Here is a 16061-nt window from a genome sequence, read left to right as displayed (position 1 = left end):
GTAAAATGAAACATATAAGACCTCCAATTGAGTGTGGTAATTCCTGTTAGAAGTTGATTGTTTTTTTATTCTAGTGTACAGGTAAATCCACGAATTCTCAACTGGGGGTCTTTACATATTGTCTATAAAAGAAGAAACAGCCATCTCCCCCCAGATAGCTGTTTCGTGCACAAATTACAGTATAAAATATATTCCTAAAAGAAACCTTAAACCAAGAACTTGCCTTTACAAGTAACATACTGAGCTGTGAAGGCAGGTTCTAATTTTAGGAAAATTAAAATTGACATGTAGAGTGTTGTTTTCGGATGTTTTATCGTTTATTTAACTTGAATCGCCAATGCTTGGTAAGGTTTGAGAATGATTTTTTTGCCTAGTTTGTTGTCAGGATAGTTGCTGATGAGGACTTGACCATGGGCATAATCGTCTGCCAGGTCGAACTCAACTTCTTCTGCGAAGAAATTGTTGAGGACCAGTAGTTTTTCGCCATTTAGTAAGCGTTCAAAGGCGTAGACTTTCTGGCTATCCTTGTAGGCCGCCTTGTAATCCCCTTCTGAGATGAGGGGGAGTTCTTTTCGGAGTCGAATCAACTCTTGATAGAAGGTAAAGATTGGGCCTGTTTTTTCCTGTTCAACGTTAATGGTTGGATAGGATTTGCCAGCCTTCAGCCAAGGGGTGCCTGTTGAGAAGCCTGCATTGTCAGAAGAGTCCCATTGCATCGGGGTGCGGGAATTGTCACGGGACTTGGCCTGGATAATCTTGAATGCCTGCTCAGGTGCGTGACCTTGGTCCAAGAGCATCTGGTAGGCATTGATAGACTCCACATCGACATAGTCGTCCATGCTATCGTAGTCGGGGTCAATCATGCCGATTTCCTCGCCCATGTAGATGTAAGGCGTGCCGCGTGACAGGTGGATAGAGGCAGCCAGCATGGTTGCTCCTTCATTGCGGAAATTCTCCACATCAACAAAGCGATTGAGGGCACGAGGTTGGTCGTGGTTGTTGTAGAACAAGGCATTCCAGCCATTACCAGCTGACATCTCCTCGCCCCAAGTGTGAAAGAGGCGTTTGAGTTCCTCAAAGTCAAAGTCTATAATGGTCCATTTTTGACCGTCCTTGTAGTCCACTTTCAAGTGATGGAAGTTGAAGGCCATGGACAATTCTTCCCGCTCAGGAGCTGTGTAGAGAATGCAGTTTTCAATGGTGGTGGCAGACATTTCCCCAACGGTCATGAAGCCTTTTTCGCTACCAAAAGTAGCATTGTTCATCATCTTGAGGTAGTCGTGGGTAATCGGACGGTCGGTGTAGGCTGGCTTGCCGTCGTTGATTGGGCAATCTTCTAGGACTTCATCCTTGCCGATAAGGTTGATAACGTCGAAGCGGAAGCCCATGACACCCTTGTCTTTCCAGAAGTTGACCACCTTGAAGAGTTCGTCGCGAACATGCGGATTTCGCCAATTGAGGTCGGCTTGGGTCACATCAAAGAGGTGGAGGTAATATTTCCCAGTATCGCCAAAGGGTGCCCAGGCATTGCCACCGAACTTGGAAACCCAGTCAGTTGGTTGGTCGCGTAGGATAAAGAAATCCTGGTAGTATTTGTCGCCAGCTAGGGCCTTTTGGAACCATTCGTGGTCTGTCGAGCAGTGGTTGAGGACCATGTCTAGCATGAATTCGATCCCTAGCTCTTTGCCGACAGCCACCATTTCTTCAAAGTCAGCCATGGTGCCAAAATCATGATTGACGGCTGTATAGTCGGAAATGTCATAGCCGTTGTCCCGTTGAGGACTTGGGTAGAAAGGGTTGAGCCAAATCATATCAATGCCTAGCTCTTTTAGATATGGAAGTTTTTCAATAATCCCACGCAGGTCGCCGACACCGTTTCCAGTTGTATCCTTGTAAGATTTTGGGTAGATTTGATAAACAACCTTTCGTTTGTCTATTGTCATTTTGCTCTCTCTTTCTTAATTTTTTCCTTCTTGCATAAGCAATGATAGGGAGTGGGAAAGAACTCGACTAAGTCAAAAAGAGTTCGTCTTCCCACCCCCGCACAGTTGATTAGGTCAGATTTGGAGTGTGAAACACGAACAAGTCTGCCAATCAACCACTGCGCTGAGATGTTGACACGAACACTGAGAAGTGGGCCAGGGCTTTTTGCCCAGCCTCCTAGAACATTAATTCTTTGTAACTGTCAGAATAGCTTCGCCTTGCGAGATGGCACGAGGAAGATTTCCGATAACTTGAGTGTCAAAGTCAGTTTGGTTGGTCACGATAACTGGTGTTTCAGCAACAAGACCAGTGGCCTTAATGACATCGATGTCAAAGCTAATCAATTTATCACCAGCTTTTACCTTGTCACCTTGTTTGACATGGGCTGTGAAGCCTTTGCCTTCCAATCCAACAGTATCCATACCGATGTGCATAAGGAGCTCAACTCCGTTTGTAGCAGTGATACCAACAGCGTGGTGAGTAGGGAAGAGGACGGATACCTCACCGTCAACTGGAGCAACCAAGACACCTTCGCTCGGATCAATAAGGACCCCCTGTCCCATGACACCTGATGCAAATACGGGGTCAGTAGCTTGTGACAATTCTTTGGCTTGACCAGTAAGTGGGCTGATCAATTCGATAGCAGCGCCAGTTTCAACAACTGCTTCAGCTGGGGCAACAGTTTCTTCTTTTTTTGAAAATGCACCTGTACGTTTGAAAACAGCTGTCAAAATCATTGGGACAACAATCGCAACAATCATTGTCATAAAGAATGCACCCCAGTATTCAGCCTTGATAGACAAGATACCTGGAAGACCACCGATACCGATAGAAGCAGCTTGGATGTTGAATGTTACAGAGAGTAAGCCTGCGATACTTGAACCAATCATAGCAGCTACGAATGGGTAAATGTATTTTACATTGACACCAAAGAGAGCTGGTTCAGTAACACCTAGGTAGGCAGAAATAGTTGCAGGGAGTGAAACCTGAGCTTCTTTTTCATTGTGACGGTTCATGAGGAAGTAGGCAAATACTGCTGAACCTTGAGCGATGTTAGAAAGAGCAATCATTGGCCAGAGACCAGTTCCACCAGCATCCGCGATCAATTGCGTATCGATAGCGTTTGTCATGTGGTGAAGACCAGTGATAACGAACGGTGCATAGAGGGCACCGAATACCGCACCGAAGAGCCATTTCAATGGGCCAGTCAAACCTGCCAATACGATGGTTGACAACCATTGACCGATTGTCCAGCCGATAGGACCAAGGACAGTGTGAGCCAGGATAATAGCTGGAAGAAGTGATAGGAATGGTACGAAGATCATTGAGACCACTTCTGGAACAACCTTACGCCAGAAGATTTCTAGGTAAGACAGTGCCAAACCTGCAAGAAGGGCAGGGATAACTTGCGCTTGATAACCGATACGGGCAATACTAAATGCACCGAAGTTCCAAGACCAGTCGCTGGCAATGGTTGCTGCATCTGTACCAGGTACAGCATAAGCGTTGAGCAACTGAGGAGAAACCAAACAGATACCAAGGACGATACCAAGGATTTGTGAAGTTCCCATTTTACGAGATACAGACCAAGTGATACCTACTGGCAAGAAGTGGAAGATGGCTTCACCTGGCAACCAGAGGAAACTGTTAACACCGCTCCAAAATTGTGAAACATCGACAATTGTGTTGTAGCGAGGTGTTCCATCAGGCATAAATTGCTTAACACCTTCGACCACCTTTTGACCGAGCCATTCCATTTGTACCCCTTCCAAGAGGTTACGGAAACCGAGAATCAAACCGCCGACGATAAGGGCAGGAATGATTGGTGTGAAGATTTCCGCCAACATGGTCATAACACGTTGGATAGCATTTTGGTTACTTTTAGCAGCTTCTTTTGATACGCCTTCGATACCAGACACAGCTGTAAAGTCATTGTAGAAGATTGGTACATCGTTACCGATGATGACTTGGAATTGACCAGCGTTGGTAAATGTTCCTTTTACAGTAGGAATGTCTTCGATGACTTTTACGTTTGCTTTTTTCTCATCTGCAAGAACAAAGCGCATGCGTGTTGCACAGTGTGTTACTGCATTGACATTCTCTTTTCCGCCAATAGCATCTAGGAGCTGTTTGGCTTCTTTTTCAAATTTTCCCATATATTTTTCCTTCTAGACGGCTTATGGAATCCGTCACCCTATATTTTTTAGACATCTCCCAAAAGTATGTCTTTTTCGAAATTTGTACGGACAAATTTCTTTTGTGGTATTATTGTATCCGATTTCAAAAAATGATGCAAGCGTTTTTGCTTAGTTTTTTTAATTTTGAAATGAATTTTGTTATAATGTTGATAGTTGTATGCTATTTGACAGATGAATTTACGAGGAAATGATGAAAAAATACCAAGAAATTTATAATGACTTAAAAGAAAAAATACGGACAAATGTTTATCCGGCAGAAAGCTCCCTACCGACAGAACAGCAGCTTCAGGAAATCTATGGTGTTAGTCGTGATACGGTTCGTAAGGCGTTGGCGATTTTGACTGAGGGAGGTTTGATTCAAAAAGTGCAAGGGCGTGGTTCAATGGTCCTTAAGCAAGAAATTCTCAATTTCCCAGTTTCAGGGTTAACTTCCTATCAGGAATTGACAAATGTTCTCCAGATTTCTACCAAGACAGATGTTGTCAGCTTAGATATGATTACCGTTAATAGTAGCCTTTCGCATTTAACAGGATTTGAGCCGTATAGCAAGGTGTGGAAAGTTGTCCGTACACGTTCGATTGACGGTAAGGTCTCTGTTGTGGATACAGATTATCTTGCTGTTGATGTCGTGCCAGAGTTGACAACTGCTATTGCTGAAAAATCCATTTACGAATACCTAGAAAATAAGTTAGGCCTTGATATTGCTTATGCACAAAAAGAGATTACGGTAGAGCCGACCAGTCGAGAAGAGCGCGATCTAATGCAATCGAAGGATGATTATTTGGTCTTGATTAAATCTCGTGTCTATCTCGGTGATACCCAGCAATTCCAATATACAGAAAGCAAGCATAAAATTGATAAATTCCGCTTTGTAGATTTTGCTCGTAGAAAGCATTCTTTATAGGAGAGATTAGCCAAATCAAGTTTTTTACGCTATAATAGATAGAAGAAGAGGTAAGATATGGCAAACTTAAATCGATATAAATTTACATTTGGCGAGAAGCAATTAACCTTGACAACTGAGCATGATAATTTATTCATGGAAGAAATTGAGCGTATTGCACAGGAAAAATACCAAGCTATCAAAGAAAAGATGCCGACGGCGGACCCTGAAACCCTCGCGCTTTTGTTGGCAATCAATGCCCTATCCGTTCAACTAACACGCGAGATGGCATTTGAACAAAAGGAACAAGAACTTGCAAGCGTCAAAGAAAAGGTCTTGAAAAAGAATGTGACCTTGATTGACTTAGATGAGCTTGAGGACAAGGTATGATTTCATTAGCAATTATTCTCATTTTGGCATGGAGTTTCTACATTGGCTACAGTCGTGGTCTAGTTCTACAGGCGTTTTATAGCATGGGAAGTATTATTGCTCTGGTGGTTGCGACGGCTACTTATAAAAAATTGGCATTCTTCCTTTATCTCTGGGTGCCATTTGCCAATGCGACTCAGGGGAGCTCCAACTATTATTTTGATGAGAAATATCTCTTTGACCTAGATATGGTATTTTATGCGGGATTGGCCTTTCTTTTGATATACGTCTTGGTTTACGCTATTGTGCGTTTCATAGGAATATTTGTCCATCTATTAGAGGCTTTTAATCCTGATACAAAAACGACCAATCTCATAAGCGGTGCCTTGGCTGTCTTGGTGACTTTTATTTCTCTTCAGATTGTGATGGTCTTGCTATCAACTATTCCGTTAGCGATGATTCAAGATAAATTGCACAGTAGTTTTCTTGCCAACATCATGATTCAGTACACACCATTCACTAGTAGCTTTTTAAAATCTCTCTGGTTGAGTAATATAGCAGGGTAAGGGAGACCTTATCCTTTTTATCGTCATTTATACTCTTGGAAAATCAAAATAGAACGTTGTTGATTTGATGAGCGGGAGTGGGAAAGAACTCGACTGTTCAAAAAAGAGTTCGTCAACAGGTCTTTATTTCTAGTTGTTGAGCTGAAACAGTCTATTCCCAGACATCAATTTATGTTAGCTGACTGCCGTCAGCTTGTATCTCCCACTTTAAAAGGTCTCCCAGACCTTTTAAACTCCCGCCCCCGCATGGCTCTAAAGGTTCCCCGAACCTTTGGAGCAAGTCTGATTCTGATTTTCATTGAGTATTAGTTGACTGTTATACTTTTAATGTAAGAGACTGGGAAAGACTATATTTTTATCTTATTATTGTTTTGATAATGAGATAAAGCTAAGGAAAAGACTAAGTAGGAACATATGAATAATAAAATTATTGAAACCCTTGAATTTCACAAGGTAAGACAAAAAATTGAGCCCTATCTCTTGACGGAACAGGGCTTTGAAGAATTACGACAGTTGGAGCCCATGGTGGAAGTCCACCGTATCCAACAGGCCTTCGACGAGTTGACAGACATAGCTCAGATTTTTGTGGAAAATCCCTATTTCAGTCTGGCTGCTACTAGTGACATTGGTCCAGCCATGCGTCGTTTGGAATTGGATACAGACCTCAATATCGCTGAGCTATTAGCTGTTAAAAAGGTCTTGGAAGTTTCTAAATCTCTCTTGGATTTTTATGGAAATCTGGAAAATGTCAGTCTTAGCCAGCTGGATAAACTCTTTGAGAAGATTGAGCTTTTTCCGCATTTACAAGGCTCCCTCCAGTCCATCAATGATGCGGGGTTTGTAGAGGATTTTGCTTCTGAAAAACTAGCCCGTATTCGAAGAAAAATCCGTGAAGCTGAAGACCAAGTTCGTCAGGTCATGCAGGATATTTTGAAGACCAAGGGCGACATGCTGTCCGATAGCATTTTGGCAAGTCGTAATGGACGCAATGTCCTTCCTGTCAAAAATACTTATCGCAATAAGATTGCGGGGGTTGTCCATGACATTTCTGCATCTGGCTCGACTGTGTATATTGAACCGCGGGCAGTGGTGACCCTGAACGAAGAAACCAGTCACCTCCGAGCAGAAGAACGCCACGAGCTCAACCGTATCTTGCAGGAATTGTCGGATATGCTCCGTCCGCATAGTGGCGTGATTCGTAACAATGCCTGGCTTATCGGACATATTGATTTCGTCCGTGCTAAGCATCTCTTTGCGCGTGATCATCAAGCAGTTGTACCCAAACTATCTGAGAAGCAGGATATTGCCCTTCTCAACGTTCGACATCCGCTCATTGCTGAGCCTGTACCAAATGACCTGTATTTTGGTAGTCAATTGACGGCTATCGTGATAACAGGTCCCAACACAGGTGGTAAGACCATCATGCTCAAGACCTTGGGATTAACGCACCTTATGGCTCAGTCTGGTTTGCCTATTTTGGCTGATAAGGGCAGTCGGGTAGCTATCTTCAAAGAAATTTTTGCGGATATTGGTGATGAACAGTCGATTGAGCAGAGCTTATCAACCTTCTCCAGTCACATGACCCACACGGTTCAGATTTTAGCAGAGGCGGATCAAGATTCCCTCATTCTATTTGACGAGTTGGGAGCTGGGACAGATCCGCAGGAGGGTGCGTCTTTGGCAATGGCTATTTTGGATGACCTTCGTCTGCGGGGGATCAAGACCATGGCAACCACCCACTACCCTGAGCTCAAGGCTTATGGGATAGAAACCTCTGGTATTGAAAATGCCAGCATGGAGTTTGATAGCAATAGCCTGCGTCCGACCTATAAGTTTATGCAGGGTGTTCCTGGTCGCTCCAATGCCTTTGAAATTGCCCGCCGTCTTGGTCTATCTGATATTATTATCCAGTCAGCCCAATCTTGGACGGATACAGATAGCGATGTGAACCGCATTATCGAGAAATTGGAAAGCCAGACGGTTGAAAGTCGTCAGCGTCTGGATAAGATTCGTGATGTGGAGCAAGAAAATTACAAGATGAACCGAGCCCTTCGTAAGCTCTATGACGAGCTCAATCGTGAGCGGGAAAATGAGCTCAACAAAGCACGTTTGGAGGCCAAGGAAATTGTAGATATGGCATTGGCAGAAAGCGAGGAGATTCTCAAAAATCTCCATGCTGCAGCCAGTCTTAAGCCCCACCAGATTATCGAAGCCAAGGCAGAGCTGAAAAAGTTGGCACCTGAAGTGGTAGATTTGTCTAAGAACAAAGTCTTGAAAAAAGCTAAAATTCAGAGGGAAGCCAAGGTGGGCGATGACATTATCGTTACAGCTTATGGACAACGTGGGACCTTGACCAATCAGCTTAAAGATGGATGGTGGGAAGCTCAGGTTGGCTTGATTAAGATGACCTTGGCCAAAGATGAGTTTGAGTTAGTCAAGGCGGAAAAGGCAGAGCAGCCTAAGAAACGCCAGGTTCACACAGTCAAACGTGCCAATGTACGAGGACCAAAAGCCCGCTTAGATCTCCGTGGCAAACGCTACGAAGAGGCTATGATGGAACTGGATGAATTTATCGATCAGGCCCTTCTCAACAATCTGGCACAAGTCGACATTGTCCACGGTATTGGTACTGGAGTTATCCGAGAAGGGGTGACCAAGTACCTTCGCCGAAACAAGCAGGTCAAGGAGTTCGGCTACGCCCCACAAAATGCAGGTGGCTCAGGCTGTACTATTGTGACGTTTAAATAGCAATCAACCGATGGGAGATTCTTATGATTATCAGAAAATATCAAACCAGTGATGAAAAAGGCTGGGTTTATTGTAAGGCACTCAGCTACCTCTTCTCTCCATTCTTTGATGATAGAGAGACAGAGAAGCCCGAACTAATGACAGACGTTTATGATTATCGTGTGGAATGGGTGGCCGAAGTAGACGGACAAATTGTTGGTCTAATTGACATCGATATTTACACGGAAGAGTGCAGCCAGTCTTATATTTACGCACCAAGTAAGCGAACAGCTTATTTTACTAACCTAGCAGTTCACCCTGATTTTCAAGGGCAGGGCATTGCACAAGCGCTTTTTGAACAGGCAGAGAATGAATTGAGAGAGCAAGGTGTAGAGAAATTAGCTATCTTTACCAGAGAGGACGATGCTGCTAACCATTTGTATCAGAAATGGGGTGGCGAGGTAGTCTGTTCGGATTATCTAGTGGTCGGAGCGCCACAAGATGTTCCAACCTTCCGCTTTGGAATTGATTTAGAGCGAGGTAGATTGTCCTTTTCAGATATGGAAGGTCAGCCAGTTCCCTACTATTTGAGAGAAGGTGTTTATGTAGTCAGTGAAGAAGCTGGCTTGGATCTCTTTGATATAGAAGATGTCTATCAAGAATTAACCTATGTGGTGGATTTAACAGAAAAAAGTTGAAACATTTTCAACTTTTTTCTTTTTTGTAAATAAATCAGGTACGTGATTTCTCATTGTCCCCCTGCGGTCTAGTTTAGAATGACCAACATGTTTTCAAATCACAATTGTCTAAGCATGTCTATCTCATATCTCATCCCGTAGCACCTCATCGATAACCATGTCCTGTTGCTACAACTGGATTTGACAGGAAGAACAGTCACCCAGTTCCCTCTCGTTTCCCTGCGGTCTAGTTTGGCTTGACCAATACGTTTTTCCAAGTCACTATTTTCTCGACACATCTATCTCCCCTCTTTTTCCCGTAGCAAAAATTCGCTTTCTGTTTTTTTTTGGTGTAGAATGATAGTAGAAAAACAGAAACGGAGAAAATTATGGTTCAAGTTATTACAGATGCAAACTTTGAAGTTGAAACACAAGAAGGCGTAGTCCTTGTTGACTTTTGGGCACCATGGTGTGGTCCTTGTCGTATGCAAGCACCAATTTTGGAGCAATTGGCAGATGAAGTGGACGAAGACGAATTGCGCATCTACAAGATGGATGTTGATGAAAATCCAAACACAGCTCGTCAGTTTGGTATCATGTCTATCCCAACACTTTTGTTCAAAAAAGATGGACAGGTTGTGAAACAAGTTGCTGGTGTCCACACGAAAGATCAAATCAAAGCTATCTTGGCAGAGATTGGTTAATTGAAAATGTAAACAAGTAGTGAGCTCAGATTCGCTACTTGTTTTTTTCACAACTGAAAGTATGTTCAAAAAATCAGATTGTGAAGGTTGACACAAGATGTTATAATAACCTTATCATTGTCATTTTAGAAAGGTTAGATATGTCAACTATTAGTTACAAACCATTAAATCTCTATCGTCAGTTTAAAACAGCAGCTCAAGAGTTTCCAACTGTTGCCATTTATTTTGACCACCCCTACGCCTCCTTCCCTGAATTAGGATTGGAAAATACCTATCAAACAGTTTTTGAGGCTATTCAAAAAAGAGCTGCTCAATTTGCAGCAGCAGGTATTGGCTATGGGGACAAGGTGGTTCTGTATAAAAGCCCAGCTTTCGACACCTATTTGTTAGCAGTAGCGGTAACGGCATTGGGTGCTGTTCCTGTTATGATTTCCTACCATTTGCCATCTTCGAATTTAGATGTGTTTGCGGAGCGATTGGAAAAGTCTTTCATTGTCTACGACCAAGAAACGGAAGAACGTGTAGCAGGAATGACTCGAACTGACCTGGTCACAAAGATATTTTTACCCCAAGTCCTAGTGCAAGAAGCAGTTGCTTTTGAAGAAAATCTCCTGCCAGAAGATGTTATTCAATACATGACTCATACTTCAGGAACGACAGGTGTTCCAAAACTAATCTGCCACACAGCACAGACCATGGGCTGGCGAGTAGCATGGCAACAGACTATTTTTGACAAGATGACGGAGAGAGGCTTGCTGGCCTTCCATATCTCCCCTGTTCATTCGCGCTATAATATCGGCGTGTCGTCGGCGATTGGGCTAGGATTCCCCCTCTACCCGCTTTCTTCTGCAAGAAAAGATGATGTTGAACGGGCGCTTGCTCGTCATCGTCCAAGTGCTCTGGAAACCCATCCTAACAACTTTGTCCAATGGGCAAGATTGGCCAAGGAAAAACCAGAGGTCTTTAGTAGCATTCGTTATTACCATTCAACCTTTGATGCTATCAATATTGGTACGCTTCGCGCCTTCTTGGAGGCTTCTAAAGAGCAACATCCAGTCTTTATGCAGGTTTATGGTCAAAGTGAATGTGGTCCAATGATTTTACGTTACCATCGTTTGGAAAATCTAGGAACAGTTAGCGGACGAGATATGGGGATTGGTCTGGAAGGTTACACAGAAGCACGCATCACAGATGCCAAAGGGAATCCTCTCCCAGCTGGAGAAAACGGACATATCCAGTTCCTGTCAAAAGGCCGTGCTGTGACCTACTATAAAGAAGATGCCCGCTTCCAAGAAAATGTGTACGGTGCTTGGTGGGATAGTGGTGACTACGGCTGCATGACTCCAGAGGGTACACTTCTTCTAAAAGACCGTCAGGTTGACCTCATTGAGCACATCGACAGCAATCTAGCCTTGGAAGATTTATTGCTGGATAAATTGGACTTTTTATCAGAAGTCGTGATTATCCGCGATGTCAATGGTGCACCGCAGCCGATTATTGCTCTGGCAGAAGATGCTGGGATGAACTGGGAAGCTTGGTGGGCCATGGTTGCAGATCTACCACTATTGAAAGACCCCATCTTGATGGCTTATGACGACATTCCACGTACTGCGACCATGAAGGTTCAACGCCTCAAAATGGAAGCAGAAATGAAAGAAAAAAATCTGTAAGGGTGACGAAAACACGCTTGCAGATAAGAAGGAGTTCACATGAAAGAAATCTACCTAGCAGGCGGTTGTTTCTGGGGGATGGAAGGCTACTTTTCCCAGATTGATGGTATTCTTGACACCAGTGTTGGCTATGCCAATGGACAGGTGGAGACGACCAATTATCAACTCCTCAAACAAACAGATCACGCAGAAACACTCTATCTAGCCTATGATGAGACTCGTATCCATTTGCGGGAAATCCTCCTCTACTATTTCCGCGTCATTGATCCCTTCTCTGTCAATCAGCAGGGGCCTGACAAGGGGCGCCAGTATCGGACTGGTATCTATTACACAGATGAGGCTGATTTGCCGACCATCGAGCAGGTCATGACGGAGCAATCCCAGCTCTTTGGCGGACGCCCCCTAGCCGTTGAAGTGGAGCCACTCGCGCATTACATCCCCGCCGAAGACTACCATCAGGATTATCTCAAGAAAAATCCCCAAGGGTACTGCCATATTGATCTTGGGCAGGCAAAAATCCCTCTGATTGATGTTGCAGACTACCAAAAGCCAGACCAGCAAGTCTTAAAAGACAGCTTGACCGACCTCCAGTATCAAGTCACTCAAGAGGCTGCGACGGAAAGACCCTTCGAAAATGAGTTTTGGAATAGCGACCAAGCTGGCATCTACGTCGATATTACGACTGGTGAGCCCCTCTTTCTCTCGACGGACAAATTCGATTCAGGCTGCGGCTGGCCCTCCTTTACCAAACCAATCAGCAAGGAAGTTGCGACTTATTTCCAAGATCTCTCCCACGGCATGAACCGTATCGAAGTCCGCAGTCGGGCTGGTCATGCTCATTTAGGTCATGTCTTTGATGACGGACCGCGTGACAAAGGCGGTCTCCGTTACTGTATCAACTCAGCAGCCCTTCGTTTCATACCGAAAGAGGAAATGGAAGAAGCAGGATATGGACTGTTTTTGGAGTTGCTTAAATAAATTTATGAACGCAGAAAGTCTATTCGCAAAGAATAGGCTTTTTGTGTATTAAAATTGTATGTTCAGAAAGATGATTTTGATATAATAATTTATATATAGATATTATTTTAGTTGGACAGGTGATCTATTTTAATCGGGTTTGAGCGATTAGAAACATCGCCTTTTCTTACGATGTAAGAAGATAGGAAGGCAGGTGATTGTGATGAAAGGAAAATTTGTACTTGTATCGACGATCATTCTAGCCGTCTTTATGATTTGGTTGGGCGTCAGCCAAAAGGAGACTATGCTTGTTCATTATTATCCTTCTGTGACCACCTTGTCGGTATCTGAGGACGTGATTTACTCAGATGTAAGACAACGATTAGAGGAATATTCTCAACAGACGGATAGTGTGATTGCCAGACGAGTGATTGAGCCAAGTACATCAGGTGGACGTACCTTTTCCTATGACAATTTTAGTCAGTCTTCCCTACCAAGAGGACTGGAGGAATTTCAGGCATCAGAAAAGGTGGAGTCTGCACTTTTAACCAAGTATTTTATTTTCCAAGGGAAAGCGACGGTAGAGGAACTTCGGTCTCTTCTTGTTTCGATTGGATTTGACGAGGTTCAGATTCGGAAGCCATCGACTATTGCTACTTTACTCGCATTTCTGACACAAGGTGGTCAATTCTTAGCTGTACTGGTCTTTCTTATTACCTATATGGCTTTGGTCGTGATTGCCAATGTAAGGCAGTTGCGTACAGCAGGTATCCGTTTGATTGCAGGAGATTCACGTTGGCATTTATTTCTACTATCTCTACAGGAAAATGCGAAAGAGATAGCTCTAACTATCCCATTTGCGGTTCTTCCAGCAGTTGGACTGGCCTATCTCATCGGATTAGATAGCTATTCCGTCTACTATCTGGTCGCAGCTCTAGTAGGCTATCATTTCTTGCTTGGTTTGATTGCCCTTTTTTTCGCTGCTACATTTACCTTGGGCATTCGGACCTATCACTTTTTACCTTTGTTAAAAGGGAAGATGCCCCTGCAAGGAATCCTGACCATTATGGTTATGGGGCAAATGCTGGCTCTACTGGTGGTGTCATTGGGTATGGCTCAAACCTTCTATTATTCAGGAATTTGGCAAGAATACCAAGCGGGTGCCCGGCAGTGGGAGAAAGAAGAGGATTACCATAGTTTGGCTTGGAACATTGCTGCGGATGGTCGTTCAGGACTAAATTCGCCTGAAAATTGGTATCCGTTACTAAAGCAAGCATTGGAGGAAGACGGCGCGCTCTTTGTCAAAAGTAATTTGAATGCCTATTTAATGGGCTCCCAACTGGAAGATGGGACAAGCCTTGACAGTTATCATCCAGCTGGAAACACCCTCTACGTTAGTCCAAATTATTTGCAGATACAGGATGTAGACTTGTCGGACGAAGCATTACCTTCTCTACAAGAAGATGAATTTCAACTTCTGTTACCTGAAAAATTGCGCCCTGAAAGCGATACGTATCTCCATCTTTACCAAGACTATATCAATCGTATGGTAAGACCTGCCAATCAAGCAAGCTCAGCTACCATCAAGGGAAAAGTTGCCTATTTAAAAGATGGGCAGAAGCAATTTATCTACAATCATCGTTCTGGTCAGCATGTGCAATATTTGAAAGACCCCATTTTAGTTGTGCTGGCACCGTCAAGTCTGGGAAAAGAATCTGCTGATTTTTGGCTGAATGAAGTAGATAGCAGTATTTTATTTAAAAACAGAGATAAACTTTTGCGCGAATTGAAGGCAAGAAATCTGTTTCAGTTTGTCAATGAAGTGAGAAGTAGTTCCTCCCTCTTTACAGAACTTTTAGATCGTATTCGGATAGAGACCATTTCAACATCTATGGGAGCCATTTTAGGGATTGTGACATCAATTGTCCTGTTTAATACCATGAATCTTCTATACTTTGAAGAATTTAAACGTGAGATTTTCATCAAAGAAATTGCAGGGATGGATTTCTTGGGAATCCATAAGAAATACCTAACGTTCCAACTGCTTTCCCTCTTGTTGGCTCTTGGAGCAAGCATGGTAGTGACAGGTCACATGTTCATAAGTAGTATCAGTTTTGCCTTGTTTATGGTCAATGCCCTCTGTTTATTGAGGTGGCAGGCGAGGAAAGACGGAGCTTGGAATATCCGTATTTTGAAAGGAGCCTAGTATGTTTTCTATCCAATCAATTCAAAAGAAATTTGGGAAACGTAGCTTGTTTTCTGATGTAACGCTAGACTTGCAGGCTGGAAAGGTCTATGCCTTGATAGGTGCCAGTGGTAGCGGAAAAACGACCTTGCTGAATATTTTAGCCAAGTTGGAGTCCTATGATGCAGGTGACATTCTCTACAAGGGGAAGGATTTGAAAAAGTTGAAGCCCCATCTCTTTTTTAGGGAGGAATTAGGCTATCTCTTTCAGAATTTTGGTCTTTTAGAAAGTCAGACAATCAGAGAAAATCTGGATTTGGGACTGATTGGTCAGAAATTGTCCAAAGACGAAAGGAAATCGAGGCAGGAAGCGGCACTTGATGCAGTTGGTCTATCTTATCTGGACCTGTCCCAGCCTATCTATGAACTCTCAGGAGGGGAAGCTCAGCGGGTAGCTCTTGCTAAAGTCATCCTGAAAAATCCTCCATTGATTTTAGCAGATGAGCCGACGGCTGCCTTAGATCCTAAGAGCTCCCAAGAAATTATGGATATTTTGTTATCCTTGAAGAGCCCAGATCGGCTAATTGTGATTGCGACCCATAATCCTTTGATTTGGGAGCGAGCAGACCTTATCATAAAAATGGAAGACTTGTAAAAATTCATACTCTTCGAAAATCAAAATTATCTGTTGTCAAGAGCCTTGATGAGTAAAAGCTCTGGTGGAGCTTTTCAGCCTGTTATGGCTTCGAGCCAGTTTTTCTCGAAGAGAAAAACAAGAAAACCACCAGCTATGCTGGTGGCTGACAAGGCTTTGAGCTTCCATTTCTTTTTCCCGATATAATCTAATTGTTCAGGTTAGATAAAGGAGGAAAAAGAAATGGCTAAAACCAGTTACAGTTTATCACATACCAAATGGATGTACAAATATCACATAGTTTTCACACCTAAGTACCGTAGAAAATCCATTTACTACAAAATTGGACAGGACTTAATTGATATTTTCCGTCATCTATGTCAATACAAAGGCGTGGAAATCATTGAGGGACACATGATGCCAGACCATGTTCATATGCTTGTCTTGATACCTCCGAAACTTTCGATTTCCGATTTTATGGGATATTTGAAAAGCAAAAGTGCTCTAA

General features: G+C 43.3%; 13 protein-coding genes. 11 read left to right on the top strand and 2 right to left on the bottom strand.

The annotated features are described in order from the left end of the window. Positions 1-317 precede the first annotated feature (317 nt). Positions 318-1943: an alpha,alpha-phosphotrehalase gene (gene treC, locus ODU39_RS09845; RefSeq protein WP_105257095.1), complete on the bottom strand. Its 1626-nt coding sequence runs from the start codon at positions 1941-1943 to the stop codon at positions 318-320. Between the two features lie 225 nt (positions 1944-2168). Further along, a complete protein-coding gene (gene treP, locus ODU39_RS09840) occupies positions 2169-4139 on the bottom strand; it encodes a PTS system trehalose-specific EIIBC component (RefSeq protein WP_398580355.1) in 1971 nt (656 codons plus the stop codon). A gap of 232 nt (positions 4140-4371) precedes the next feature. Between treP and treR the strand changes: the two genes are divergently transcribed. The 11 genes from treR to tnpA form a co-directional block, all read left to right on the top strand. Further along, positions 4372-5085, top strand: a complete 714-nt coding sequence (gene treR / locus ODU39_RS09835; protein WP_024406828.1) for a trehalose operon repressor — start codon at positions 4372-4374, stop codon at positions 5083-5085. 57 nt (positions 5086-5142) lie between these two features. After that, on the top strand, positions 5143-5454 hold the full coding sequence (locus ODU39_RS09830) for a hypothetical protein (protein ID WP_002935948.1): 312 nt from the start codon (positions 5143-5145) through the stop codon (positions 5452-5454). Continuing rightward, positions 5451-5999 carry a CvpA family protein gene (locus ODU39_RS09825; protein ID WP_398580354.1) on the top strand — a complete coding sequence of 183 codons (549 nt, stop codon included), beginning with the start codon at positions 5451-5453 and terminating at the stop codon, positions 5997-5999. The genes ODU39_RS09830 and ODU39_RS09825 overlap by 4 nt, the downstream gene beginning before the upstream one ends. 414 nt (positions 6000-6413) lie before the next feature. Next, positions 6414-8747: an endonuclease MutS2 gene (locus ODU39_RS09820; protein WP_398580353.1), complete on the top strand. Its 2334-nt coding sequence runs from the start codon at positions 6414-6416 to the stop codon at positions 8745-8747. Positions 8748-8770: 23 nt separating this feature from the next. Beyond that, positions 8771-9424, top strand: coding sequence for a GNAT family N-acetyltransferase (locus ODU39_RS09815; protein ID WP_114867000.1), 654 nt, complete (start codon positions 8771-8773; stop codon positions 9422-9424). A 368-nt stretch (positions 9425-9792) separates the two neighbouring features. Next, positions 9793-10107 (top strand): thioredoxin, encoded by a 315-nt coding sequence (gene trxA, locus ODU39_RS09810; RefSeq protein ID WP_012775426.1) that lies wholly within the window; start codon positions 9793-9795, stop codon positions 10105-10107. A gap of 140 nt (positions 10108-10247) precedes the next feature. Continuing rightward, positions 10248-11777: an AMP-binding protein gene (locus ODU39_RS09805; RefSeq protein WP_398580352.1), complete on the top strand. Its 1530-nt coding sequence runs from the start codon at positions 10248-10250 to the stop codon at positions 11775-11777. Between the two features lie 39 nt (positions 11778-11816). After that, the gene (gene msrB / locus ODU39_RS09800; protein WP_398580351.1) at positions 11817-12755 is read left to right on the top strand and encodes a peptide-methionine (R)-S-oxide reductase MsrB; all 939 of its coding nucleotides are present in this window, start codon (positions 11817-11819) and stop codon (positions 12753-12755) included. A 202-nt stretch (positions 12756-12957) separates the two neighbouring features. Further along, positions 12958-14940 (top strand): DUF1430 domain-containing protein, encoded by a 1983-nt coding sequence (locus ODU39_RS09795; protein ID WP_398580350.1) that lies wholly within the window; start codon positions 12958-12960, stop codon positions 14938-14940. Between the two features lies 1 nt (position 14941). Next, positions 14942-15574 carry an ABC transporter ATP-binding protein gene (locus ODU39_RS09790; RefSeq protein WP_015646367.1) on the top strand — a complete coding sequence of 211 codons (633 nt, stop codon included), beginning with the start codon at positions 14942-14944 and terminating at the stop codon, positions 15572-15574. Between the two features lie 222 nt (positions 15575-15796). After that, on the top strand, positions 15797-16061 hold a 265-nt coding region (gene tnpA / locus ODU39_RS09785; protein ID WP_398580349.1), incomplete at its 3' end, for an IS200/IS605 family transposase.

This window comes from Streptococcus sp. 2021WUSS126, assembly GCF_044427255.1.
Lineage (GTDB): Bacteria > Bacillota > Bacilli > Lactobacillales > Streptococcaceae > Streptococcus > Streptococcus hashimotonensis.
This window is presented reverse-complemented; position numbering and strand designations above follow the sequence as displayed.

Bases quoted from the DNA above. Each gene is read 5' to 3' on its own strand.
- treR (WP_024406828.1), top strand. From the start codon at position 4,372: ATGAAAAAATACCAAGAAATTTATAATGACTTAAAAGAAAAAATACGG.
- treP (WP_398580355.1), bottom strand. From the start codon at position 4,139: ATGGGAAAATTTGAAAAAGAAGCCAAACAGCTCCTAGATGCTATTGGC.
- msrB (WP_398580351.1), top strand. From the start codon at position 11,817: ATGAAAGAAATCTACCTAGCAGGCGGTTGTTTCTGGGGGATGGAAGGC.
- ODU39_RS09815 (WP_114867000.1), top strand. From the start codon at position 8,771: ATGATTATCAGAAAATATCAAACCAGTGATGAAAAAGGCTGGGTTTAT.
- ODU39_RS09830 (WP_002935948.1), top strand. From the start codon at position 5,143: ATGGCAAACTTAAATCGATATAAATTTACATTTGGCGAGAAGCAATTA.
- ODU39_RS09790 (WP_015646367.1), top strand. From the start codon at position 14,942: ATGTTTTCTATCCAATCAATTCAAAAGAAATTTGGGAAACGTAGCTTG.
- treC (WP_105257095.1), bottom strand. From the start codon at position 1,943: ATGACAATAGACAAACGAAAGGTTGTTTATCAAATCTACCCAAAATCT.
- ODU39_RS09795 (WP_398580350.1), top strand. From the start codon at position 12,958: ATGAAAGGAAAATTTGTACTTGTATCGACGATCATTCTAGCCGTCTTT.
- ODU39_RS09820 (WP_398580353.1), top strand. From the start codon at position 6,414: ATGAATAATAAAATTATTGAAACCCTTGAATTTCACAAGGTAAGACAA.
- ODU39_RS09825 (WP_398580354.1), top strand. From the start codon at position 5,451: ATGATTTCATTAGCAATTATTCTCATTTTGGCATGGAGTTTCTACATT.
- trxA (WP_012775426.1), top strand. From the start codon at position 9,793: ATGGTTCAAGTTATTACAGATGCAAACTTTGAAGTTGAAACACAAGAA.
- ODU39_RS09805 (WP_398580352.1), top strand. From the start codon at position 10,248: ATGTCAACTATTAGTTACAAACCATTAAATCTCTATCGTCAGTTTAAA.